This is a genomic window from Variovorax sp. UC122_21 (assembly GCF_044056785.1).
Classification (GTDB): Bacteria; Pseudomonadota; Gammaproteobacteria; order Burkholderiales; family Burkholderiaceae_C; genus Variovorax.
In genome coordinates this window covers 2,231,533-2,253,380 of record NZ_CP172004.1, presented here as the reverse complement: position 1 = coordinate 2,253,380, position 21,848 = coordinate 2,231,533, and the positions used below count along the sequence as shown (strand labels likewise).

15 protein-coding genes and 5 pseudogenes are annotated in these 21,848 nt (G+C 69.7%); 5 read left to right on the top strand and 15 right to left on the bottom strand.

All coding sequences use genetic code 11. The annotated features are described in order from the left end of the window. Positions 1-76: 76 nt before the first annotated feature. Positions 77-1,357 (bottom strand): mechanosensitive ion channel family protein, encoded by a 1,281-nt coding sequence (locus tag ACHMXE_RS22995; RefSeq protein ID WP_395351491.1) that lies wholly within the window; start codon positions 1,355-1,357, stop codon positions 77-79. A 75-nt stretch (positions 1,358-1,432) separates the two neighbouring features. Next, positions 1,433-2,386, bottom strand: a complete 954-nt coding sequence (locus tag ACHMXE_RS22990; protein ID WP_395351489.1) for a histone deacetylase family protein — start codon at positions 2,384-2,386, stop codon at positions 1,433-1,435. Positions 2,387-2,463: 77 nt separating this feature from the next. On the opposite strand from ACHMXE_RS22990, the pseudogene ACHMXE_RS22985 reads away from it, so the two are divergent. The 5 genes and pseudogenes from ACHMXE_RS22985 to ACHMXE_RS22965 all read left to right on the top strand — a co-directional run bounded on the left by ACHMXE_RS22985 (position 2,464) and on the right by ACHMXE_RS22965 (position 9,150). Beyond that, positions 2,464-3,382: pseudogene (locus tag ACHMXE_RS22985) on the top strand (AAA family ATPase). After that, positions 3,379-4,349 (top strand): annotated as a pseudogene (locus ACHMXE_RS22980) (DUF58 domain-containing protein); the annotation flags it as partial. The pseudogenes ACHMXE_RS22985 and ACHMXE_RS22980, both read left to right, overlap by 4 nt. 771 nt (positions 4,350-5,120) lie before the next feature. After that, positions 5,121-7,151: pseudogene (locus ACHMXE_RS22975) on the top strand (transglutaminaseTgpA domain-containing protein). Between the two features lie 57 nt (positions 7,152-7,208). Beyond that, positions 7,209-8,303: pseudogene (gene mltB, locus ACHMXE_RS22970) on the top strand (lytic murein transglycosylase B); the annotation flags it as partial. Between the two features lie 205 nt (positions 8,304-8,508). Then, positions 8,509-9,150, top strand: a complete 642-nt coding sequence (locus ACHMXE_RS22965) for an N-methyl-D-aspartate receptor NMDAR2C subunit (RefSeq protein WP_395351487.1) — start codon at positions 8,509-8,511, stop codon at positions 9,148-9,150. A gap of 16 nt (positions 9,151-9,166) precedes the next feature. Here the strand turns inward: ACHMXE_RS22965 and ACHMXE_RS22960 are convergent, their stop codons facing one another. From ACHMXE_RS22960 to ACHMXE_RS22900, 13 genes and pseudogenes are all read right to left on the bottom strand, one after another. Beyond that, positions 9,167-9,625, bottom strand: a complete 459-nt coding sequence (locus tag ACHMXE_RS22960; protein WP_395351485.1) for a hypothetical protein — start codon at positions 9,623-9,625, stop codon at positions 9,167-9,169. Positions 9,626-9,655: 30 nt separating this feature from the next. Further along, positions 9,656-10,744 (bottom strand): beta-ketoacyl synthase N-terminal-like domain-containing protein, encoded by a 1,089-nt coding sequence (locus ACHMXE_RS22955; protein ID WP_395351483.1) that lies wholly within the window; start codon positions 10,742-10,744, stop codon positions 9,656-9,658. 7 nt (positions 10,745-10,751) lie between these two features. Next, on the bottom strand, positions 10,752-11,024 hold the full coding sequence (locus ACHMXE_RS22950) for a phosphopantetheine-binding protein (RefSeq protein ID WP_209543276.1): 273 nt from the start codon (positions 11,022-11,024) through the stop codon (positions 10,752-10,754). Further along, positions 11,021-12,178, bottom strand: coding sequence for an ABC transporter permease (locus tag ACHMXE_RS22945; RefSeq protein WP_395351481.1), 1,158 nt, complete (start codon positions 12,176-12,178; stop codon positions 11,021-11,023). The genes ACHMXE_RS22950 and ACHMXE_RS22945 overlap by 4 nt, the downstream gene beginning before the upstream one ends. Positions 12,179-12,184: 6 nt before the next feature. Further along, complete coding sequence (locus ACHMXE_RS22940) at positions 12,185-13,093, bottom strand: ABC transporter ATP-binding protein (protein WP_395351479.1); 909 nt, start codon at positions 13,091-13,093, stop codon at positions 12,185-12,187. After that, positions 13,093-14,499, bottom strand: a complete 1,407-nt coding sequence (locus ACHMXE_RS22935; RefSeq protein WP_395351477.1) for a BtrH N-terminal domain-containing protein — start codon at positions 14,497-14,499, stop codon at positions 13,093-13,095. Before ACHMXE_RS22935 ends, ACHMXE_RS22940 begins: the two co-directional genes overlap by 1 nt. A gap of 32 nt (positions 14,500-14,531) precedes the next feature. Further along, a complete protein-coding gene (locus tag ACHMXE_RS22930) occupies positions 14,532-15,674 on the bottom strand; it encodes a beta-ketoacyl-ACP synthase III (protein WP_395351475.1) in 1,143 nt (380 codons plus the stop codon). Continuing rightward, positions 15,664-16,647 carry a dialkylrecorsinol condensing enzyme gene (locus ACHMXE_RS22925; protein ID WP_395351473.1) on the bottom strand — a complete coding sequence of 328 codons (984 nt, stop codon included), beginning with the start codon at positions 16,645-16,647 and terminating at the stop codon, positions 15,664-15,666. The genes ACHMXE_RS22930 and ACHMXE_RS22925 overlap by 11 nt, the downstream gene beginning before the upstream one ends. Positions 16,648-16,869: 222 nt before the next feature. Further along, positions 16,870-18,601: pseudogene (locus ACHMXE_RS22920) on the bottom strand (ABC transporter substrate-binding protein). A gap of 100 nt (positions 18,602-18,701) precedes the next feature. Beyond that, complete coding sequence (locus ACHMXE_RS22915; RefSeq protein ID WP_395351471.1) at positions 18,702-19,010, bottom strand: DUF2160 domain-containing protein; 309 nt, start codon at positions 19,008-19,010, stop codon at positions 18,702-18,704. A 62-nt stretch (positions 19,011-19,072) separates the two neighbouring features. Continuing rightward, a complete protein-coding gene (locus ACHMXE_RS22910) occupies positions 19,073-19,885 on the bottom strand; it encodes a carbohydrate ABC transporter permease (RefSeq protein ID WP_019656045.1) in 813 nt (270 codons plus the stop codon). Then, the gene (locus tag ACHMXE_RS22905; protein WP_093354758.1) at positions 19,882-20,772 is read right to left on the bottom strand and encodes a carbohydrate ABC transporter permease; all 891 of its coding nucleotides are present in this window, start codon (positions 20,770-20,772) and stop codon (positions 19,882-19,884) included. Before ACHMXE_RS22905 ends, ACHMXE_RS22910 begins: the two co-directional genes overlap by 4 nt. After that, complete coding sequence (locus tag ACHMXE_RS22900) at positions 20,769-21,848, bottom strand: ABC transporter ATP-binding protein (protein ID WP_395351469.1); 1,080 nt, start codon at positions 21,846-21,848, stop codon at positions 20,769-20,771. The genes ACHMXE_RS22905 and ACHMXE_RS22900 overlap by 4 nt, the downstream gene beginning before the upstream one ends.

Sequence of the window (21,848 nt, the reverse complement as noted above, 5' to 3'; positions counted from 1 at the left end):
CGCGACCTTTGCCGTCTCTGATCTCATTCCGATTCACGCCGCGGGGCGAAAAAAGAACGGTCGTGCTTTTCCTCGATTATAAGGCAGCGTCCGCCGGTGGCGAAATCCCGGGCGGCAGCGATTCGACGCGCAGAACGCGCTGCGGATAGGGAATGTCGATCTTCGCAGCGCGCAGGCCTTCGAGGATCGCGACGTTGATCGCCGAGCGCAGGTTGTCCTTGCCCTTGTCGGGATCGGCGACCCAGAAGTTCAGCGTGAATTCCAGCCCGTCGGGCGCGAAGTTCATGAGGAAGGCCACGGGCGCCGGATCGGTCATCACGCGCGACTGGGCCTTGGCGGCGTCGCAGAGGATGGCCTGCACCTGCGCCACGTCGCTCTCGTAGCCGACCACGATGCTGGTCGTGATGTTGAACTTGCGGTCCGCGATCGACAGGTTCTCCACGCGCGAGGTGATCAGCGATTCGTTCGGCACGATCGCCTCGCGGCCGTTGCCGGCGCGGATCAGCGTGTAGCGGGTCTTGATGTCGGTGATGCGGCCCTCGAAGGTGTCGACCTTGACGTTGTCGCCGATGCGGATCGAGCGCTCGAGCAGGATCACGAAGCCGCTCACGTAATTGGCCGCCAGCTTCTGCAGGCCGAAGCCCAGGCCGACGCCGAGCGCGCCGCCGAGCACCGACAGCGCCGTGAGGTCCACGCCCACCGCCGACAGCGCGAACAGCAGGCCCACGAGCAGCAGCAGCGCGCGCACCGCGTTCGAGGCCACCTTGCGCATCGACAGGTCGGTGACGGCCTCGCGCAGGATGCGCTTCTCGATCGTCGAGGCGATCCACAGCGCGATCACCAGCACCAGGCCGGCCGACAGCGCGCCCTGGATGATGGTCTGCAGGCTCACCCGGGTCTTGCCGAAGGCCAGCGTGATGTCGTCGAGCTCGGCCAGCACCGGCGGCAGCAGGCCGATGATCCACAGCACGGCCGCGGCCCAGGCCAGCCACGAGATGGTGCGCTCGAGCAGCCGCACGAGGTTGGAGGCCGGGAACACGGCGCGCAGCACGCGCGCGAACAGCCGGATGACGGCCAGCGACAGGAACACCGAGACGCCGATGCGCAGCACCAGGATCGTCTGGTACTCGGCCACCAGCCGCCGCGCGAGTTCGGCGAACACCAGCGCCAGGAGCGGGAACAGCACGCCGTCGAAGGTGCGCTCGCCGAACCAGATCGAGTCCTTGGGCTGGTCGCGTCCGAACCAGCGGCAGATGCCCCAGGCCAGGGCGATACAGGCGGCGAGCGCGGCCAGCTCGATGGCGATGCCGCGCGCGTCGACCTGCGCGAGTCGTTGGGTGAAGTCGTTGAAGTTCATCTCTTGCAGCAAAAGGGGCCGGGCCCACACACGGCGCGCTCGGCGCACCACCGGGGTGCGCCCGCGCCCTTCGAATCAGAGGTCGGCCAGCACCCGGATGTGCGCTTCCACGCTGCGCGCGAGCGCGTCGAGGTTGTAGCCGCCCTCGAGCATCGAGACGATGCGTCCGCGCGAATGGCGGCGCGCCACGTCGCGGATGCGGTCGGTGATCCAGGCGAAGTCGTTCTCGTTGAGACCGAGCTGCCCGAGATCGTCGTCCCGGTGCGCATCGAAACCCGCGCTCACGAACACCATCTGCGGCCGGAACGCCTCGAGCCGGGGCATCCAGATCGCCTCGATCATCTCGCGCACGTCCATGCCCTTGGTGTAGGCCGGGATCGGCAGGTTGAGCATGTTCGAAGCCGGATGCTCGGTGCCGCTGTAGGGATAGAACGGATGCTGGAAGAAGCCGACCATCAGCACGCGCGGATCGTCCGACAGGATGTTTTCGGTGCCGTTGCCGTGGTGCACGTCGAAGTCGACCACGGCCACGCGGTCGAAGCCGTGCACCTCGAGCGCATGGCGCGCCGCGATCGCGACGTTGTTGAGGAAGCAGAAGCCCATCGCCTGCTCGCGGCAGGCATGGTGGCCGGGCGGACGCACGGCGCAGAAGGCGTTCTCGACCTCGCCGGCGATCACCGCGTCGGTGGCCGCGATGGCCGCCCCGGCGGCGCGCCGCGCCGCCAGCAGCGTGAAGCGGTTGAGCGCGGTGTCGGGGTCGATGTGCGCATGGTCGGGGCCGCCGACCGGCTCGTCGGCCACCAGCCGCTGGTGCAGCGCCTCGAGGTATTCGACGTGTTCGGTGCTGTGCGCCCGGGTGATCTGCGGCAGCGTGGCCAGCGGGACGTCGCGCCGCTCGAGCGCGTCGCCGACGCCGGTGGCCAGCAGCCGGTCCTCGATGGCATCCAGGCGCTCGGGGCATTCGGGATGACCCCGGCCCATGTCGTGCTTCCAGCAGTCGCGATGAGTGAAGTAACCGGTCTTGCCCATGTCTCGGTGTCGCGTCTAGACCTCACGCGGCGCGGGGCTGCCGGGTCTTACGGTATCGTTTGCATATGGATACAAATATGGACGTTGCCGCGAAGCTTGCCACTTTGCTGAGCCAGCTTAACACGGTGATCGTGGGCAAGGAGGCCCAGGTGCGCGACTGCGTGGCCTGCCTGCTGGCCGGCGGCCACCTGCTGATCGAGGACGTGCCCGGGGTCGGCAAGACCACCCTGGCCCATGCGCTCTCGCACACCTTCGGGCTGCAGTTCTGCGCGTGCAGTTCACGGCCGACCTGATGCCGGGCGACCTCTCGGGCGTGGCGATCTACGACCGCGGCCAACAGGCCTTCGTGTTCCATCCGGGCCCGATCTTCTCGCAGGTGCTTTGGCCGACGAGATCAACCGCGCCAGCCCCAAGACCCAGAGCGCGCTGCTCGAGGCGATGGAGGAGAAGCAGGTGACGATCGAGGGCGAGACCCGCCCCCCTGCCCACCCCCTTCTTCGTGATCGCCACGCAGAACCCGCAGGACCAGCTCGGCACCTTCGCGCTGCCCGAGTCGCAGCTCGACCGCTTCCTGATGCGCATCTCGCTCGGCTACCCCGACCGCGCCGCCGAGCGCCAGCTGCTGTCCGGCATCGACCGCCGCGAGATGCTGGCTACCCTGCCCGCGCTGCTCACGCCCGGCGAGCTGACCGCGCTGCAGCAGCGCGTGCAGCAGGTGCACGCGGCCGAGCCCTTGCTGAACTACGTGCAGGACCTGATCGCCGCCACCCGCTCGGCCGCTGGTTCCTGCAGGGCCTGTCGCCGCGCGCCGGCATCGCCGTGCTGCGCGCCGCCAAGGCCCAGGCCCTGCTGGCCAACCGCCACTATGTTGCGCCCGACGACGTGCAGGCCGTGCTGCCGCAGACCGTGGCGCACCGCCTCACGCCGGTCGGCGATGCCGGCCGCGGCGCGGTCGAGCAGGTGCGGGCAATGATCGCGGCGGTGCCGCTGCCGTGAACGCCGTCGGCGCCATCCGCTCGCGCATCGACGGCTGGTTCCTCTCGCGCCGGCCGCCGTCGGACATGCTCGAGCTCACGCAGCGCAACGTCTACATCCTGCCCACGCGCGCCGGCTGGACCCTGGCGCTCACCTTGCTGGTGCTGCTGGTGGCGTCGATCAACTACCAGCTCAACCTCGGCTACCTGCTGACCTTCCTGCTCGCGGGCAGCGTGGCGGTGGGCATGCACGTGTGCCACGGCACCTTGCGCGGGCTGGCGATGCACCTGATGCCGCCCGATGCGCATTACGCGGGGAGCGCGGCGGTGTTCCGGGTGGTGCTGCACAACGCGCGGCGCGGGGTGCGCTACGGGATCGGATGGCGGTGCGCGGCAGCGGGCAATGGGCCTGGACCGATGTGCCGGCGCAGGGCAGCTCGACGGTGGAGATCGCTTTTCTGCCGGAGCGAAGGGGGTTGCATCCGGTGCCTGCGCTGACGGCGGAGACACGGTTTCCGCTGGGTACCTTTCGGGTTTGGACGGTGTGGCGGCCGGCTTCGCGGATGCTTGTTTATCCGGCGCCTGAGGTGCATCCGCCGCCCTTGCCTGCGGGGGAACCGTTGTCGGGTCTGCGGCTGTTTCTTCCGTCGTGCGTGCTCTGGGGGCTGGGGAGTATGACGGGGTGCGGGCTTATCGGCGAAGGGATCCGTTGAAGCTGGTGGTCTGGAAGAAGGCGGCTCAGGCGTTGGCTGCGGGTCCGAGGAGTTCGTGAGTCGGGATGCTCAGCAGACGCAACGCGAGGAGCTCTGGCTGGATGCGCAGGCTACTGGGTTGGCTGATGTCGAAGGGCGGGTTTCTCGGTTGTGTGCCTGGGTGTTGATGGCGGATCGGTTGGGGGTGGACTATGGGGTTCGTGTTGGCGGTGGGTGTTGAAGCCTTCGCAAGGGGAGGCGCATCGGAGGGCTTGTCTGGAGATGCTGGCTCTATGTTCGACTTCTTGGGTTGTTCTTGGCTTTGCTCCTTGTGCGGCAGGGCGTTGGCCGGGTCTCGCCCCGGCGGGCGACTCACTTTTCTTGTCTCGCCAAGAAAAGTAAGCAAAAGAAGGCGACCCCGCTGTCTGTGTCCCTCCGCTTCGCTGCGGCAACCTGCGGTGCTCGGGGAAAGCGGGGTCCGCAGAACTCGCTGCACTTCGTTCCGCTCAGACAGCTGCGGCCCTTATCCCGCTTTCCCTGCGCTCCTCGGCACAGCCAGAGGGGGGTGATCGGCCTTTGCTTCGCTCGGCCTCGGATACCCAACGGGCCATCGCTTCGCTCGGCTTCGGTCTTGCTCCCTCTCCCTCTGGGAGAGGGCTGGGGTGAGGGCACTGGGCGATGGATACCGTCAGACCCTTGGTAAGGCCCGGTGCCCTCACCCTAACCCTCTCCCAGAGGGAGAGGGAACAAGAAGCCGAGCGAAGCGATGGCCCGAGCGGCATTCCAAGGCCGAGCGAAGCAAAGGCCCGACCCACCCCCTCTGGCTGCGCCGAGGAGCGCAGCGTTTCGCGGATAAGGGCTCGCAGCTGTCTGAGCGGAACGCAGTGGAGCGAGTTCTGCGAGACCCCGCGAAACGCGAGCACCGCAGGTTGCCCCGTAGCGCAGCGAAGGGGTCGCAGACAGTGGGGTCGCCTTTTCTTTTGGTTACTTTCTTTTGGCGAAGCAAAAGAAAGTGACTCGCCCGCCGGGGCGAGACCCGGCCAACAGCCTTCATAAGAAACCAACTTCATGAAGAAGCTAACAATGGCGACATTGCCAAGAGACACAAGAGACACCCTCTTCCTCCTCGCAGTCATCGCCCTCATCATCCTCCCCCAGGTAGACAACCTCCCCTGGTGGTGCACCACCCTCACCACAGCGGTCCTGATCTGGCGCGGCACCCCTGGCCGTCCAATCCAGACCCCTCCCCTCCCGCTGGTGGCGCATCGCCCTGCTCGTGGTGACAGTAGCCGCCACCTTCGCCACCCACCGCACCCTGCTGGGCCGCGACGCCGGCGTCACCCTCATCGTGATCCTGCTCGCACTCAAGACGCTCGAGCTGCGCGCCCGCCGCGACGCCTTCGTCGTCTTCTTCCTGGGCTTCTTCGCGATGCTCACGAACTTTCTTCACTCGCAGTCGCTCGCCACCGCCGTCACGATGCTGCTCGCGCTGCTGGGCCTCCTGACCGCGCTGGTCAACGCCCACATGCCGGTGGGCCGGCCTCCGCTCGCGCAGGCCGCGCGCACCGCCGGCTGGATGGCGCTCGCGGGCGCGCCGATCATGTTCGCGCTGTTCCTGCTGTTCCCGCGGCTCGCGCCGCTGTGGGGCACGCCGACCGACGCGATGGCAGGCCGCAGCGGGCTGTCGAACACGATGCGCGTGGGCACCATCGCCGAGCTCGCCCTCGACGAGCGCGTGGCGGCACGCATCAAGTTCGACGGCAACCGCGCGCCGCCGCAGAGCCAGCTCTACTTCCGCGGCCCGGTGCTCGCGCAGTTCGATGGCCGCGAATGGACCGCGCTGCCGTCCTGGCGCCGTGGCGCGGCCGGCTCCGAGCTGCGCACCAGCGGCGAGCCGCTGGGCTACGAGGTCACGCTCGAGCCCAGCAACCGTCCCCGGCTGCTGACGCTCGACGCCGCACCACGCGCACCCGAACTGCCGGGCTACGAGGTCACGGGCAGTTCGGACCTGCAATGGTTCGTGAACCGGCCGCTGTCGGACCTGGTGCGCTACCGCGCCCAGAGCTACACGCGCTTCGAGAGCGGCCCCGCGACCAGCGCGAACTCGCTGCGCGCCTACCTCGCGCTGCCGCCCGCATCGAACCCGCGCACCGCGGCGCTCGCGCGCGAGATGCTCGCCGACCCGGCGCTGGCCGGTGCCGCCACGCCCGCGCTGGTGCAGGCGGTGCTGCAGCGGCTGCGCACCGGCGGCTACAGCTACACGCTCGAGCCCGGCGTCTACGGCGACAACACCGCCGACGAGTTCTGGTTCGATCGCAAGGAAGGCTTCTGCGAGCACATCGCCTCGGCCTTCGTGGTGCTGATGCGCGGCATGAACGTGCCCGCGCGCATCGTCACCGGCTACCAGGGCGGCGAACTCAACGGCATCGACGGCTACTGGGTGCTGCGCCAGAGCGACGCCCATGCCTGGGCCGAGGTCTGGGAGGCCGGCAAGGGCTGGGTGCGCGTCGATCCCACGGGCGCGGTGGCGCCGGACGCGTCGGCCAGTCGATGCGCCTCGTGCAACCGCCGGGCCTGTTCGCGGGCGCAGTGATCGCGATGAGCCCGACCTTCGCGCAGAACCTGCGCGCGGCCTGGGAGGCCGTCAACAACGGCTGGAACCAGTGGGTGCTCAACTACACGCAGAGCCGCCAGCTCGACCTGCTGAAGAACATCGGCTTCACGGCGCCGAGCCTCGAGGACCTGGCCTACGTGCTGCTCTACCTGCTGGTGGGCGCGAGCCTGGCCGGCGCGCTCTGGACGCTGTGGGAACGCAGCCAGCACGATCCCTGGCTGCGCCTGCTGGGCCGTGCGCGCGCGCGGCTCGCGAAGGCCGGCCTCGCGGTGCCCGACACCGCGCCGCCGCGCCAGATGGCGGCGCTGGCCGAGGCCTTCTTCGGCGCCGATCAAAGCGCGCCGCTGCGCGACTGGCTGCTGAAGCTCGAGGCCCAGCGCTATGCACCGGCCGGCCCCGAGACGCCGGCCGCGCTGCGCGCCGAGTTCCGTCGCCTGCCATGGCCCGCGCGCAAGGCCGGGCCCGCACGACTGCAGCCCGGCTGAACGCAACCACATGTGTCGCCCGCCGGCCCTCTCGCGGCCGGGCGGCACAATCGGCCGATGCGATCCTCCCTTTCCTCGCGGCACCAACCGGTCCGCGCCGCCGCCCTCGCCCTCTTCGCTGCCTGCGCCGCCTGTGCCGCCGGGTTCGCCACGCAGGCCGCGGCCCAGCCCCGCCCCGCGGTCAAGGCCGTGGTCGGCAGCACGCCCTACGCCACGCGCGACGACGCGATGCGCTTCGCCGACGAGGTGGCGGCGCGCCGCGGCCTGGACCGCCAATGGGTGCGCGCCACCATCGGCAGCGCGCGCTTCCTGCCCAACGTGCCGCGGCTGATGCTGCCGGGACCGGTGGGCACGGTGAAGAACTGGCAGGTCTACCGCAGCCGCTTCATCGACGCCACGCGCATCGCCGCGGGCGTGCGCTTCTGGCGCGCCAACGCCGACCTGCTCGCGCGCGCCGAGGCCACCTACGGCGTGCCGCCCGAGATCGTCGTGGGCATCGTGGGCGTGGAGACCATCTACGGCCGCAACATGGGCAACTTCCGCGTCATCGACGCGCTCGCCACGCTGGCCTTCGACTTCCCGCAGGGCCATCCGCGCGCGGCCGAGCGGCAGGCCTTCTTCCGCGGCGAGCTCGAGAGCTTCCTGAGCACCGAGAGCCGCACCGCCGACGATCCGATGGTGCCGCTGGGCAGCTACGCGGGCGCGATGGGCATGCCGCAGTTCATGCCGAGCAGCATCGCCAAGTACGCGGTCGACTTCGACGGCGACGGCCGCATCGATCTGGTCAACAACACGGCCGACGTGATCGGCTCGGTGGCCAGCTACTTCAAGGCCTTCGGCTGGCAGCCGGGCATGCCCGCGATCTACCCGGTGCGCTTCGACGAGTCGCGGCTGCGCAAGGACATCCTGCTGGCGCCCGACATCCTGCCGAGCTTCAGCGCCGACAGCTTCGTGGCCGCGGGCGCGGTGCCCGAGGGCGAGGGCATCCGGCACAAGGGCCTGCTCGCGCTGATCGAGCTGCAGAACGGCGTCAACGCCGCACCGACCTACGTGGCGGGCACGCGCAACTTCTACGTGATCACGCGCTACAACTGGAGCAGCTACTACGCGATGTCGGTGCTCGACCTCGGCAACGAGGTCAAGGCGGCGATGGGCTATGCGCCGGCGCCGCAGCCGGTGCTGGCGCCGGCCCCCGCGCCGCAGTACCAGCCGCCGCTGCGCTCGCAGCCGAGGCTCGATGCGCAGCCGATGCCCTTGCCCCTGCAATCGACGCCGACCGAGCCGACCCCGTCGCAACCGCTGCCGCCCGCCTCGTCGCCGCGGCAACCGATGCCGCTGCCGCAGTGAGGGCCACGCGATGACGCCCCTGTCGCGCACGGCCCTGCGGGCCAACTGGCACGCCGCCTGGCGCGCGCTCGGCATCGCGCAACCCGGCACGCCCGAACGCGATGCGCTGTGCGACGAACTGCAGCGCCGCTACGCCGAGCCGCAGCGCCACTACCACACGCTGCAGCACCTCGGCGAGTGCCTGGCCTGGTTCGAGCGCGAGCAGGCCGCCGCGCAGCGGCCCGGTGAAGTGGCGCTCGCGCTGTGGTTCCACGACGCGGTCTACGACGTCCATGCGCACGACAACGAGGCACGCAGCGCCGCCTGGGCGCTCGAGGCGCTGCGCCGCTTCGAGGCCGGCGAGGACGCGGCGCAGCGCGTGCACGAGCTCGTGATGGCCACGCGCCACGATGCCGTGCCCGAGGGCCGCGATGCCGAACTGCTGATCGACATCGACCTCTCGATCCTCGGCGCCGAGCGCGCGCGCTTCGACGAGTACGAGACGCAGGTCGGACGGGAATACGCCTTCGTGCCGCTCGAGATTCGCCTGCCGCGCCGGCGCGAGATCCTGCAGCGCTTCCTTGACCGCGAGGCGATCTACGCCTCGCCGCGCATGCACGCCCTGCTCGAGGCCCGCGCGCGCGAGAACCTGCGCCGTTCGATCGCGGGCTGAACGCGCCGCCGGTCTCTCAGGCCGGCAGCAGCCGCCACCATTCCGAGCGCATCGACAAGGCGCCGCCGGCCTCCTCGACCTGGCCCAGCAGCAGGCCGTCGGGCCCCGCGCCGTGCACCACCAGCCGCAGCAGTTGCGCCGCATCGCGGTTCAGCACGAAGCTGCCGTCGCCGCGCCAGCCCAGGCAGCGGCCGACCTCGGCCAGTGCCAGCGCGGGCTGGCTCTGCATGAAGGTGAAGGGCATGGTGAGCCCCGCATCGAGCTGCTCGAGCCCGGCGCAGGTCGCGGCCCAGGGCCCGCGCCGGCTGCCGACGCGCAGGCGCGCGCCGGCCGGCAGCGTGGCCTCGCCGGCCGCGTCGATGCAGCGCAGCGCGCCATGCATCGCGAGCTCGGTCCAGTTGCCGACACGGCGCGGCCGGTAGCCGAGCCGCTGCACGAGCTGCGCGTGCCAGTCGTCCGGCACCCGGATCGGCACCGACGTGCGCGACGATGCGCCAGCCTTCGATCACCGCGCGCCCTCCCCCGCATCCTCGAGCACCAGCGCCGCATGGCCGCCGCCGAAGCCCAGCACGTTGAACAGCACATGCCGCAGCCCGCGCGGTGCCGAGGCACTCAGCGCCAGGCCGAGCGCTTCGTCGGGCGCATGCGTCGCCACCGGCCAGACGCCGTGCGCGATGCAGCCGGTCAGCAGGGCCAGCTCCGCCGCCCCCGAAGCGCCGAGCGTGTGGCCGATCGCGGTCTTGAACGACACCAGCGGCGGCAGCGGATCGAACAGCGCGCGCAGCGCCTGCGCCTCCACCGCATCGTTGCCGGGGCTGCCCGCGGCCTGCACCTTGACCAGGCCGATGTCGCGCGGCCGCAGCCCGGCCTGCGCGAGCGCGGCCTCGCACGCGGCGCGCACCGCGCCCGCCTCGTTGCCCGCGGGATTGCTGCCGTCGACGATGTTCGCGCCGCCCGCGACGCGCCAGCGCGCGGGCCGCGTGCGCAGCTGCAGCGCCGCGAAGGCCTCGCCGAGCACCAGCCCGTCGCGGCCGGCGCCGAAGGGCCGCGCGCCATCGGGCGACAGCAGCTGCATCGCGCCGAAGCCGGCCACGGTGAAGCGGTTGTCGGGCTCGGCGCCGAGCACCAGCGCCTCCTCGGCCCCGCCGCCGCGCAGCAAGTCCGAGGCCGCGAGGATCGCGTTGAGCGCCGAGGTGCAGGCCGTCGACACGGTGAATACCGGGCCGCGCCAGCCGAGCGCGCCGGCCACGATCTCGGCGAAGTCGAGCAGGTCGCCGCCGAGCCGGCGGTCCTCCTTCTCGTGCTCCATGTGGCCGATGTCGAGCGAGGACGAGGCGACGAACAGCGGCGCGTCGCGCGACACCGCGCCGCCCGCGCGATCGGCCTGCGCCACCACCGCGCGCACGCGCCGGCGCACGCGTTCGTCCCAGCCGCCATCGCTCGCCGACAGCTTGTAGACGGGCCACTGCGCCTGCGCCGACACGGCCACCGGCACGGGCCGCACGCCGCCCGCGCGCAGGCTGGCGAGCGCCGCGTCCAGGTCGTCGCCCAGCGCGCAGGCCAGCCCCACGCCGCCGAGGTACACATCGCTCATCGCGCGTTCATGCCTTCCGCTCGCGCAGCAGGTGCTCGGCCAGGTGCGCCACCGAGCTCAGCGCGCGGCGCGTCTCCTTGCTGTCGGGCATGCGCACGCCGAAGGCCTGCTGGATCGCCATCGACACCTGCAGCGCATCGAGCGAGTCGAGGTCCAGCCGGGCCTCGGGGCCGAACAGGGCCTCGTCGTCCGACAGGCCGCCGGGCGGCGGCTCCTTCTCGACGGCCTCGAGCACCAGCGTCTTGAGCCGGGCGATGAATTCGGGAGTGACGGGGTTCATGGCGTGCGCCTGCGAAAGAGAAAGACCGCGAGCACGAACATGGCGGCCGCGAACACCACGAGCCGCCCGACCTGCGGCAGCGTGTCGGCCACGCCGCCGCCGCGCAGCAGCACGGTCAGCAGGGCCTCGAGGCCCCAGTTCATCGGCGAGAGCTCGACCAGCCGCTGCATGAAGCCCGGCATCACGAACTTGGGCACCATGATCCCGCCCGCGGCCGCCATCAGCACGTTGACCATCGGCCCGATGGTGGCGGCCTGCGCATGGCTGCGCACCGCGCAGGCCAATGCCAGCGAGAGGCTCACGGCCGCGAGGCTCACCGCGACCAGCGCGACCAGCAGCGCGCCCCAGTCGATGCCCGCGAGCGAGAGCGCATCGCCGCCGATCAGCGGCATCAGCCAGATGCCCGCGGCCAGCATCAGCGCCGCCTGCACCGCGTTCACCGCGAGATAGGGCAAGGCCTTCGAGGCCAGCAGCATGGCGCGCGACACGCCCAGGCTCTGCAGCCGGCCCAGCGCGCCCGAGCCGCGCTCCTGCACCAGCAGGCTCGAGAGCGAGGCCACGACGAAGAACATGCCGAACACCAGCCAGGCCGGCACGTTCTGCTGCACCGAGGTCGGCCGCGGCCCGCTGCTCGCGAAACGCTCGGCCTGCACCAGCGCCTGGATCGACGCGCCCTGCGCCGGCCCCGCGGTGCCCGGCACCTGCAGCGCGAGCCGCGCCTTGAGCTCGCCCGAGGCACCGACCAGCTCGGCGCGCAGCGCGTTGTGCAGGTTGCTGTCGATGCCGGGCTCGGTCAGCAGCTGGATGTAGGGGCGCGTCGACAGCGCCACCGATTCGAGCTCGTCCGACAGCCCCGGCTGCAGCACGATCACGTACTTGAGCTCGCCGCGGCGCAGCCGTGCCTGCCAGTCGGCGCCGAGAGGCTCGGGCGCGCCATGCGCCTTGCGCCACTGCTGCAGCAGCCACTGCGCGGGCGTGCCGTCGTCGCGCACGTCGACCGCGTAGTTCAGCGCGGCCAGCGGCGGGCGGTAGATGTCCTTGAGCGTCAGCGACATCAGCACGATGAAGATCATCGGCATCAGGAACAGCGCGGCCAGGCCGTGCATGTCGCGCCGCAGCGCGAGCAGTTCCTTCTTGATGAGGGCCCGGAGCATCGGTCGTCAGTCCCGCAGCGAGCGGTGGGTGAGCGCCATGAACAGCTGCTCGAGGTCGTGGCGGCCGAACTCGGCGTGGCGCACCTCGATGCCCGCGGCCTCGAGCGCCGCCAGCACCGGGGCCGGGCCGGTGCCCGGATGCAGGTGGATGCGCCAGTGCACGCCGCCCTGCTCCACCGTGCCGAAGCGCGAGAGCATCCGCGCATCGAGCCCCTCGGCCGCCAGCGTGAGCAGCATCGCGTTCTTCGACAGCAGCGCCTCGAGCGAACCCTCGCGCAGCACCCGGCCATGGTCGAGGATCGCCACGCGGTCGGCGATGGCCTCGATCTCCTCCATGTAGTGCGAGGCATAGATCACCGCCGCGCCCGCGCGCGCCAGGCCCTTGATGGCGTCGAGCACGAAGGCGCGCGACTGCGGATCGACGCCGACGGTGGGCTCGTCGAACAGCATCAGCTCGGGCTCGGGCAGGAGCGCGATCGCGAGGTTGAGCCGGCGCTTGAGACCGCCCGAGAGCCGCTCGGCGCGCGTGCCCGCGAAGGCCTCGAGCTGCGCGAACGCGAGGCAGGCCGCGATGCGCTCGCGCCGGCGCGCGCCCGCGAGCCGGCCCGCGGCCGCGAAGCAGGCCAGGTTCTCGGCCACGGTGAGCATCGGATAGAAGGCATGGTCCTGCGGCGCCACCGCGATGCGCGTGGGCGCCTGCGCGCGCACCTGCGCGAGCGGCACGCCATCGATGCGGATCTGGCCCGACTGCACAGCGAGCGCGCCCGACAGGTGCGAGATCAGCGTGGTCTTGCCCGCGCCGTTGGGGCCGAGCAGGCCGAGCACGCAGCCGCGCGGCACGGCCAGCGACACCGCGTCGAGCGCGGGTGCTTCGGCGTGCGGGTAGCGGTGGCTCAGCCCCTGCAGTTCGAGCATCAGGACACGGCGGCCTTGAGGTCGCGGAAGAAGCTCTCCTCGCGCCGCGCCTGCTCGCGCAGCAGCGCCGCGAGCTTCGCCGGATCGACCGCCTCGCGCCCCTTGACCATGCGCGCCGCCTTGAGCGCGAAGGCGCGCCAGTCGTCGCCGATGGCCGTGAGGCGGTCGGACATCTGCAGCAGCTGCGGCTTGCCGAGCAGCGCCGCGGCCTCCTGCAGGAAGGCCGCGTAAATGAAACGGAAGCCGGCGCCGCCGGTGCCGATCTCCTCCTGCATGCGCACCAGGTGGCCGACGAAGGCCACGGTGCGCGGATCGGCGGGCGCGAGCTTCGCGATGCGGCCGGCCAGGGTGCGCATGCCGCGCACGCCGACGATGGGCACCGGCGCGAGCATGTTGCGCACCGTCTTCAGGATCGCCTTGCGCACCGCGCCCGCGTCGACCGCCTTGCGCTCGATCGCCTGCGGGTAGTACATGAGCCCCTTGGGCGCGAGCACGCCCTTGGCGAAGCGCGCGCGCGCCAGGTCGGCGCTGGCGCAGCGCACCGGCTCCTCGAACACCGGGTCGCTGATCAGGTACTCGTCGCCCTCCTTGCCGTAGACCAGCAGGTTGTGCGCATTGAAATGGAAGCGCATGTTGGGCGGGAAGTAGGGCAGCCAGTAGACCGAGGTCTGCAGGCCCACGAGGTGGCCGTCGGCGAGCAGCGCGTCGAGCCGGCGCTGGCCGTCCTCGGGGCTTCGGAAGGTCTCGAAGCAAAAGCGCGCGGCCATCGGCGCGAGCAGGCCCTTGATCATCGCGCGCGGCGGCATGCGGTAGGAGATCAGCGGCAGGCCCGAGAGCTTGATGAACGGCAGGTAGGCGAACGACAGCCCCGAGGACAGTCCCAGCGCCATGCTCTCGGTCATCGCGGGCACGCCGTGGTGGCGCATCAGGCTCGAGATCACGCCGCTCTCGCAGTGGGCGGCCTGGCTGTGGCGGAAGCCGGCGTCGGCAACCGGTGCGGCGATGGCATTCATGGCAGTTCCTTGAGTGCGGCGACGGACAGGCCCAGCGCCTGCGCATAGCGCGCGAGCCGGTCCCCCGGAGAGCGCCGCGAAGTGCCGCGGCTGCAGGTGGCGCCGCACGCGCCATTGCCAGAAGCCGCTGGTCTGCGACAGCAGCGCGACGTCCATGCGGCGGTCGTACATCCAGTATTCGAGCGGCGAGGCCAGGCCCTGCGCCACGCGCTCGCGCGCGGCCGCGGCCTGCGCCACCAGCGCGTCGACCGCATGGGTGGTGACGATCTCCTCGGCCTCCCAGCCGCGCGAGGTGGTCGTGACCACGCGGCCCTGCGCATCGCGCGCGTACATCAGCTTCGCGTGACCCGCGAGCGTGGCATTGCCTTCCTGGGGAACTGCGTCGAGGTCCATGTCAGCGTCTCTCCTTCACCATCGGCTTCGTGTCAGACGGCTTCGAGGTAGATGAAGCCGCTCGAGAAGCGGCCGCTCTCGGGCACGAACATCAGCAGCTTGTGGCCGGGCCGGATGCGGCCCGAGCGGAACAGCTCGTCGAGCATGATGTAGGGCGAGGCGGAGCCGGTGTTGCCCTTCTGCACCAAGTTGCTGAACCAGCGCTCGCGCGGAATCGCGAAGTCCATCTGCTCGAGGCAGCGCGCCACCGGTTCCATGAAGTAGCTCGACGACAGGTGCGGCAGGAACCAGTCCACGTCATCGGGCCGCAGGCCGCGCTTCTCGACGATGGCCGCAAGCGGCTCGCCGAGCGTGGCGCGCACGATGTTCTCGTTGAGCAGCCGCACGTCCTGCTTGATCGCGAAGGTGGAGTCGCGATGCCAGTCGCGCGGCGCGGTGCGGGCCCAGCCGGTGAGGCTGCCGTCGGCATTGCGGTCGGCGCCGGCATACATGCACACCGGCAGCTCGTGCGCGGCCGAGGAGAGATCGATCCACTCGACCTTGAGCGACAGCGGCCCGCGCGGCGCGCGCTCCAGCAGCACCGCGCCCGCGCCGTCCGAGAGCATCCAGCGCAGGAAGTCCTTCTCGAACGCGATCTCGGGATGGGTCTCGAGCAGGTCGATGCGGTGCTCGATCTCGGCCTCGAAGCGCGAGCCGCGCATCAGCGGCGACGCCAGCTCCGAACCGGTGGCCACGGCACGCTCGGCATCGCCCGCGCGCACCGAGAGCCAGGCGTGCTTGAGGGCCGTGGCGCCGGCCAGGCAGATACCCGCGCAGGCCACCACCTCGAGCCGCGGCCAGCCGAGCTCGCCGTGCACCATCACCGCATGGTTGGGCATCAGCTGGTCGGGCATCGAGGTGCCGGTGACGAGGCAGTCGATGCGCCCCAGTTCCTCGGGCGTGCCCAGGTTGCGGATCGCCGCGGCGGTGAGCTCGGCATTGCTCATGGCCTGCAGCCCGGTCGCGCGGTCGATCGCGTAGTGGCGCGACTGGATGCCGTTGCTGCGCAGGATCAGGCGTCGCGCACGCGACACCCGATCGCCGACGCGGCCCAGGACTTCTTCGATGTCTTCGTTGCTGACCGGAGCAAAAGGCAGGAAGGCGGCGGTGCGGGTCAGGAAGACATCAGTCGTCATAGAGATGGGAACGGTCCGTGGCCGAGCCGGAGGGCCACTCGAAATGGGCGGTCATTCTAGTCAGCCACCCTCGCAGCAGAGGGCGCAGCAGCGCCTGCAGCGTGAGGCTCACCGGGACCACGGTGACGATCAGCGCGAGCAGGAACAGCACGTAGAGCACCAAGAGCGGCTTGCGCTGCCAGGCCCCGGGGCCGCCGGCGGCCATCAGCAGCTTGCCCCAGAGGAAGAAGCTGCGCGTGCCGGCCTTCTCGCTGACCAGCAGCTGCGCATTGGCGTTGACCCCGCCCAGGCCCGCGAGCAGCGGCGCGCTGCCGCGCTCGAGCCCCTGGTGCAGCGCATCGCGCAGCGCGCGGCCGAAGCGCACGGTGCGCGCGATCTGGCCCGGCTCGAGGCCCGCGTCTGGCATGCCCCAGAAGCCGCGCTTGCGGCCCCAGACCAGCCAGGCCGGGGTGGTGAAGAAGGTCGCGAGCGTGGGGCCCGGATCGGTCAGCACCACGTTGTCGATCAGCCGCGCATCGATGGCGGCCAGCAGGCCCTTGAGCTTCTCGTGCGCGAGGTGCCACATGTTGCGGCAGGCGATCACCGTGACCACGGGCTTGCCCTGGAGCAGCCGCGCCGCCACCGGGTGCTTGAGGAAGGCCGTGATCGGCTGCGAGGGCGCGAGGAACCACACCTGGTAGGGCAGGATCACGAGGTCGAAGTCCTCCTCGCCCGTGAGCGCCAGCGGCTGCAGCGCGGGCGGCTTCAGGTGCGCGGTCTCGGGGAAGGCGTCGAAGAAGCGGATGAAGCCCCAGGGGAACGGAAAGGGCCGCACCGGCCGCAGCGTCTCCACGTGCACCGCGATCGCCGGGTCGTCGCGCAGCGGCGCCACGATCCGCTCGGCGACGCTGCCGAGCTGGCCGGTCTGCGAATAGTGGATCACGAGCACGCGCTTGGCGATGGGGGGCGCGGCGGCCTCGGAAGGGCTGGACAAGCTGGAATTCACGGGTGGGCGGTTCGAAGGGCCGTCGAATGTACGCGATGCCCCGGCATCGCGCATCTGCCATAGGTCATGCATCGAAAGGATGCGGCCAACCGACGACGCGCGGCGTACGAGGACTCGTAGGCCCGAGGGGCGCATGTCCTGCGCGCATGCAAAAAAGGGGCCGCGCCTCGCGGCGCGGCCCCTGCGGTCACATCCCTCGCGGTCCGCCGATCAGCGGACCTTGCCGTCCTTCCAGGCCGACAGCAGCTTGTTGTAGTCGATGGTCTCGCCCTTGGGCTTCTCGTTGGCCAGCTTCTTCCACGGTGCGTGCTGGTCGCTGAGCCACTTGTTCGGATCGCCCTTCGGGTTGAGCTTGGGCGCGCAGTGGGCCATGCCGGCGCGCTGCAGGCGGGCCATCACGTTGTCCATCTCGTCGGCCAGGTTGTCCATCGCCTTCTGCGGGGTCTTCTCGCCCGTCACGGCCTCGGCCACGTTCTTCCACCACAGCTGCGCGAGCTTCGGGTAGTCGGGCACGTTGGTGCCGGTCGGGGTCCATGCCACGCGCGCCGGACTGCGGTAGAACTCGACCAGGCCACCGAGCTTGGGCGCCAGGTCGGTCATCGCCTTGCTCTGGATGTCCGATTCGCGGATCGGCGTCAGGCCGACGATGGTCTTCTTGAGCGACACCGACTTCGAGGTCACGAACTGGGCGTAGAGCCAGGCGGCCGCGGTCTTGTTGGCGTCATGGCCGTTGAAGAAGGACCACGAGCCCACGTCCTGGTAGCCGTTCTGCATGCCCTGCTTCCAGTACGGGCCGTTCGGGCCGGGCGCCATGCGCCACTTGGGCGTGCCGTCCTCGTTGACGACCGGCAGGCCCTTCTTGGTCATGTCGGCGGTAAAGGCCGTGTACCAGAAGATCTGCTGCGCGATCTGGCCCTGCGCCGGCACCGGGCCCGACTCGCCGAAGGTCATGCCCATGGCTTCCTTGGGCGCGTACTTCTTCATCCAGTCGATGTACTTGGTGAGCGCATAGACGGCCGCGGGCGAGTTGGTCGCACCGCCGCGCGACACGGCCGCGCCCACCGGCGTGCACTTGTCGTCGGCCACGCGGATGCCCCACTCGTCGATCGGCATGCCGTTCGGGTTGCCGATGTCGGCGGTGCCGGCCATCGAGAGCCAGGCATCGGTGAAGCGCCAGCCCAGCGACGGGTCCTTCTTGCCGTAGTCCATGTGGCCGTAGATCGGCTTGCCGTCGATGGTCTTCACGTCGTTGCTGAAGAACTCGGCGATGTCCTCGTAGGCGCTCCAGTTCAGCGGCACGCCCAGGTCGTAGCCGTACTTGGCCTTGAACCTGTCCTTGAGGTCCTTGCGATCGAACAGGTCGGCGCGGAACCAGTAGAGGTTGGCGAACTGCTGGTCGGGCAGCTGGTAGAGCTTGCCGTCGGGCGCGGTCGTGAACTTGGTGCCGATGAAATCCTTGACGTCCAGGCCGGGGTTGGTCCACTCCTTGCCCGCACCGGCCATGTAGTCGGTGAGGTTCATCATCTTGCCGTAGCGGTAGTGGGTACCGATCAGGTCGGAATCGGAGATCCAGCCGTCGTAGATCGACTTGCCCGACTGCATCGAGGTCTGCAGCTTCTCGACCACGTCGCCTTCCTGGATCAGGTCGTGCTTGACCTTGATGCCCGTGATCTCCTCGAAGGCCTTGGCCAGGGTCTTCGATTCGTACTCGTGCGTGGTGATCGTCTCGGACACAACGGAGATCTCCTTCACGCCCTTGCCCTGCAGCTTCTTCGCGGCCTCGATGAACCACTTCATCTCTTCCGCCTGCTTGTCCTTTGACAAGGTCGAAGGCTGGAATTCGCTGTCGATCCATTTCCTGGCTCTCGGCCTCCCCGGCCGACGCACCGTGCGCGGCGAACATCGCAGCCGCCAACGCCAACGCTGTGTAGCGCATCTTCATGAACGTGTCTCCTCGGTCGATTGCTTCCCCGGTCTTGTCGATCACGGCTCCGGGGAGGCGGAGAGCCGGATTCGTTGTGGTAGAAGAAGGCGCGCCGCGTTCAGCCCTTGCGCAGGATCAGCGCGAGCAGCGCCATCGACAGCACGAAGCTGATCCAGACCGAGGGCTCGGCCTCGAGGCTGAACCAGGCCTGGAGCTTGTCGGCCAGGCCGACGAAGGCCAGGTTGACGTAGGCCGCCGACAGCAGGCCGATGAACAGCCGGTCGCCGCGAGTGGTGGCGATCGGCAGCCAGCCGCGGCGCAGCGTGGTCGGCGACTTGAGCTCCCACACCGTCATGCCGGCCAGCATGAGCACGATGCAGATGAAGAACACGGCCACCGGGGTGGTCCAGACCATCCAGTCGAACATTTCAAGATCTCCTTGTCTTCTTCTCTTCCTCCTTCCCCCTCTGGGGGAAGGAGCAAATCCCGTCACACCCGACCCATCGCGAAACCCTTGGCGATGTAGTGGCGCACGAACCAGATCACGATCGCGCCCGGCACGATGGTCAGCACGCCGGCCGCCGCCAGGGTCGCCCAGTCCATGCCCGAGGCGCTCACGGTGCGCGTCATCGTCGCCACGATCGGCTTGGCGTTCACGCTCGTGAGCGTGCGCGCCAGCAGCAGCTCGACCCAGCTGAACATGAAGCAGAAGAAGGCCGCCACGCCCACGCCGGCCTTGATCAGCGGCAGGAAGATGGTGAGGAAGAAGCGCGGGAACGAGTAGCCGTCGATGTAGGCCGTCTCGTCGATCTCGCGCGGTATGCCGCTCATGAAGCCTTCGAGGATCCAGACCGCGAGCGGCACGTTGAACAGCAGGTGCGCGAGCGCCACGCCCAGGTGCGTGTCCATCAGGCCGACCGTGCTGTAGAGCTGGAAGAAGGGCAGCAGGAACACCGCGGGCGGCGTCATGCGGTTCGTCAGCAGCCAGAAGAACACGTGCTTGTCGCCGAGGAACGAGTAGCGCGAGAAGGCATAGGCCGCCGGCAGCGCCACGGTCAGCGAGATCACGGTGTTGATCGCCACGTAGATCAGGCTGTTGATGTAGCCCGAGTACCAGGACTCGTCGGTGAAGATGCGCGCGTAGTTGGCCCAGGTGAGCTGCTGCGGGAAGAACGAGAAGCTCGAGAGGATCTCCTCGTTCGTCTTGAAGCTCATGTTGATCATCCAGTAGATGGGCAACAGCGCGAACAGGATGTACAGCACCAGGAAGATGCTGCGCTTGTGGAACCGTTTCTCGTTCATCGCTCGACCTCCGCTTCCTGCGTTCCCACCCGCTGCATCCAGTTGTAGAGCACGAAGCACAGCAGCAGGATGATGAGGAAATAGATCAGCGAGAACGCCGCCGCCGGCCCCAGGTCGAACTGGCCCACGGCCTTCTGCGTCAGGTACTGGCTCAGGAAGGTGGTGGCATTGCCCGGCCCGCCGCCCGTGAGCACGAAGGGCTCGGTGTAGATCATGAAGCTGTCCATGAAGCGCAAGAGCACCGCGATCATCAGCACGCCGCGCATCTTGGGCAGCTGGATGTAGCGGAACACCGCGAACTTGCTGGCGCCGTCGATGCGCGCGGCCTGGTAGTAGGCGTCGGGGATCGAGCGCAGGCCGGCATAGCACAACAGCGCCACCAGCGGCGTCCAGTGCCAGACGTCCATCACCAGCACCGTGAGCCAGGCGTCGGTGGCGCTGCCGGTGTAGTTGTAGTCCACGCCGAGCTTCTGCAGCGCGTGGCCCAGCAGGCCGATGTCGGCGCGGCCGTAGATCTGCCAGATGGTGCCGACCACGTTCCAGGGAATCAGCAGCGAGAGCGCCACCACCACCAGCACGGCCGAGGACTTCCAGCCCTTGGCCGGCATCGACAGCGCGAGCGCGATGCCCAGCGGGATCTCGACCAGCAGCACCGCGAGCGAGAAGCCGAGCTGGCGCCACAGCGCCTGGTGCAGCTCGTCGTCGCGCATCACGGCGGCGAACCATTCGGTGCCGACGAAGACGCGGCGCTCGGGCGAGATGATGTCCTGCACCGAGTAGTTGACCACCGTCATCAGCGGCACGATGGCCGAGAAGGCGACGCAGATCAGCACCGGCAGCACGAGCCACCAGGCCTTCTGGTTGATCGGCTTGTTGGTGGCGTTCATGCGACCAGCTCCTCGTCCTTGTAGTAGCAGGTGTGCGCATCCAGCACGCGCAGCCACACCGTGTCGCCCACCGCGGGCGGCTGCTCGTCGGGATGCAGGCGCACCTTGAGCGGGCTGCCGTCGCTGCCCTCGGTACGGGCACTCACCATCGTGTAGGTGCCCACGTCCTGCACCTGCGCCACCGTCGCGGGCACGGCGCCGCCGGCACCGGCCGGGGCCAGCCGCAGGTACTCGGGACGGATGCCGATCTTGAGTTCGCCCGCCGGCAGCTCGCGCGTGGGCACCAGCGGCGTGCCCGCCACCTCGATGGTGCCGTGGGCACTCTTCGCGGCGAGGAAGTTCATGCCCGGCGAGCCGATGAAGTGGCCGACGAAGGTGTGGGCCGGGCGCTCGAACAGCGCGTCGGCGCTGCCCACCTGCACCGCCTTGCCGCGCGTCATCACCACCACCTCCTCGGCGAAGGTCAGCGCCTCCACCTGGTCGTGGGTGACGTAGATCAGCGTGAGCTTGAGCTCGCGATGGATCTGTTTGAGCTTGCGCCGCAGCTGCCACTTGAGGTGCGGGTCGATCACGGTCAGCGGCTCGTCGAACAGCACCGCCGAGACGTCGCTGCGCACCAGGCCGCGGCCCAGCGAGATCTTCTGCTTGGCATCGGCCGCGAGGCCCGCCGCGCGCTGGTTGAGCTGGCCGCTCATGTCGAGCATCTCGGCGATCTCGCCGACGCGCTTCTTGATCTGGTCGGCCGGCATCCTGCGGTTGCGCAGCGGGAACGCGAGGTTCTCGGCCACGGTCATCGTGTCGTAGATCACCGGGAACTGGAACACCTGCGCGATGTTGCGTTCCTGCGGCGTGGCCTGCGTCACGTCGCGGCCGTCGAACCTGACCGTGCCCTGCGACGGCACGAGCAGGCCCGAGACGATGTTGAGCATGGTGGTCTTGCCGCAGCCCGAGGGGCCGAGCAAGGCATAGGCGCCGCCGTCGCGAAAGCTCATCTTGAGCGGCAGCAGCGCATAGTCGCTGTCCTGCATCGGGTTCGGTCGGTAGGCGTGGGCCAGGTCGAGGTCGATGCGGGCCAT

Coding starts and splice junctions, on each gene's coding strand:
- ACHMXE_RS22995 (WP_395351491.1), bottom strand. CDS start 1,357: ATGAACTTCAACGACTTCACCCAACGACTCGCGCAGGTCGACGCGCGC.
- ACHMXE_RS22990 (WP_395351489.1), bottom strand. CDS start 2,386: ATGGGCAAGACCGGTTACTTCACTCATCGCGACTGCTGGAAGCACGAC.
- ACHMXE_RS22965 (WP_395351487.1), top strand. CDS start 8,509: ATGACGCCCCTGTCGCGCACGGCCCTGCGGGCCAACTGGCACGCCGCC.
- ACHMXE_RS22955 (WP_395351483.1), bottom strand. CDS start 10,744: ATGAGCGATGTGTACCTCGGCGGCGTGGGGCTGGCCTGCGCGCTGGGC.
- ACHMXE_RS22950 (WP_209543276.1), bottom strand. CDS start 11,024: ATGAACCCCGTCACTCCCGAATTCATCGCCCGGCTCAAGACGCTGGTG.
- ACHMXE_RS22945 (WP_395351481.1), bottom strand. CDS start 12,178: ATGCTCCGGGCCCTCATCAAGAAGGAACTGCTCGCGCTGCGGCGCGAC.
- ACHMXE_RS22940 (WP_395351479.1), bottom strand. CDS start 13,093: ATGCTCGAACTGCAGGGGCTGAGCCACCGCTACCCGCACGCCGAAGCA.
- ACHMXE_RS22935 (WP_395351477.1), bottom strand. CDS start 14,499: ATGGACCTCGACGCAGTTCCCCAGGAAGGCAATGCCACGCTCGCGGGT.
- ACHMXE_RS22930 (WP_395351475.1), bottom strand. CDS start 15,674: ATGACGACTGATGTCTTCCTGACCCGCACCGCCGCCTTCCTGCCTTTT.
- ACHMXE_RS22915 (WP_395351471.1), bottom strand. CDS start 19,010: ATGTTCGACTGGATGGTCTGGACCACCCCGGTGGCCGTGTTCTTCATC.
- ACHMXE_RS22910 (WP_019656045.1), bottom strand. CDS start 19,885: ATGAACGAGAAACGGTTCCACAAGCGCAGCATCTTCCTGGTGCTGTAC.
- ACHMXE_RS22905 (WP_093354758.1), bottom strand. CDS start 20,772: ATGAACGCCACCAACAAGCCGATCAACCAGAAGGCCTGGTGGCTCGTG.
- ACHMXE_RS22900 (WP_395351469.1), bottom strand. CDS start 21,848: ATGGCCCGCATCGACCTCGACCTGGCCCACGCCTACCGACCGAACCCG.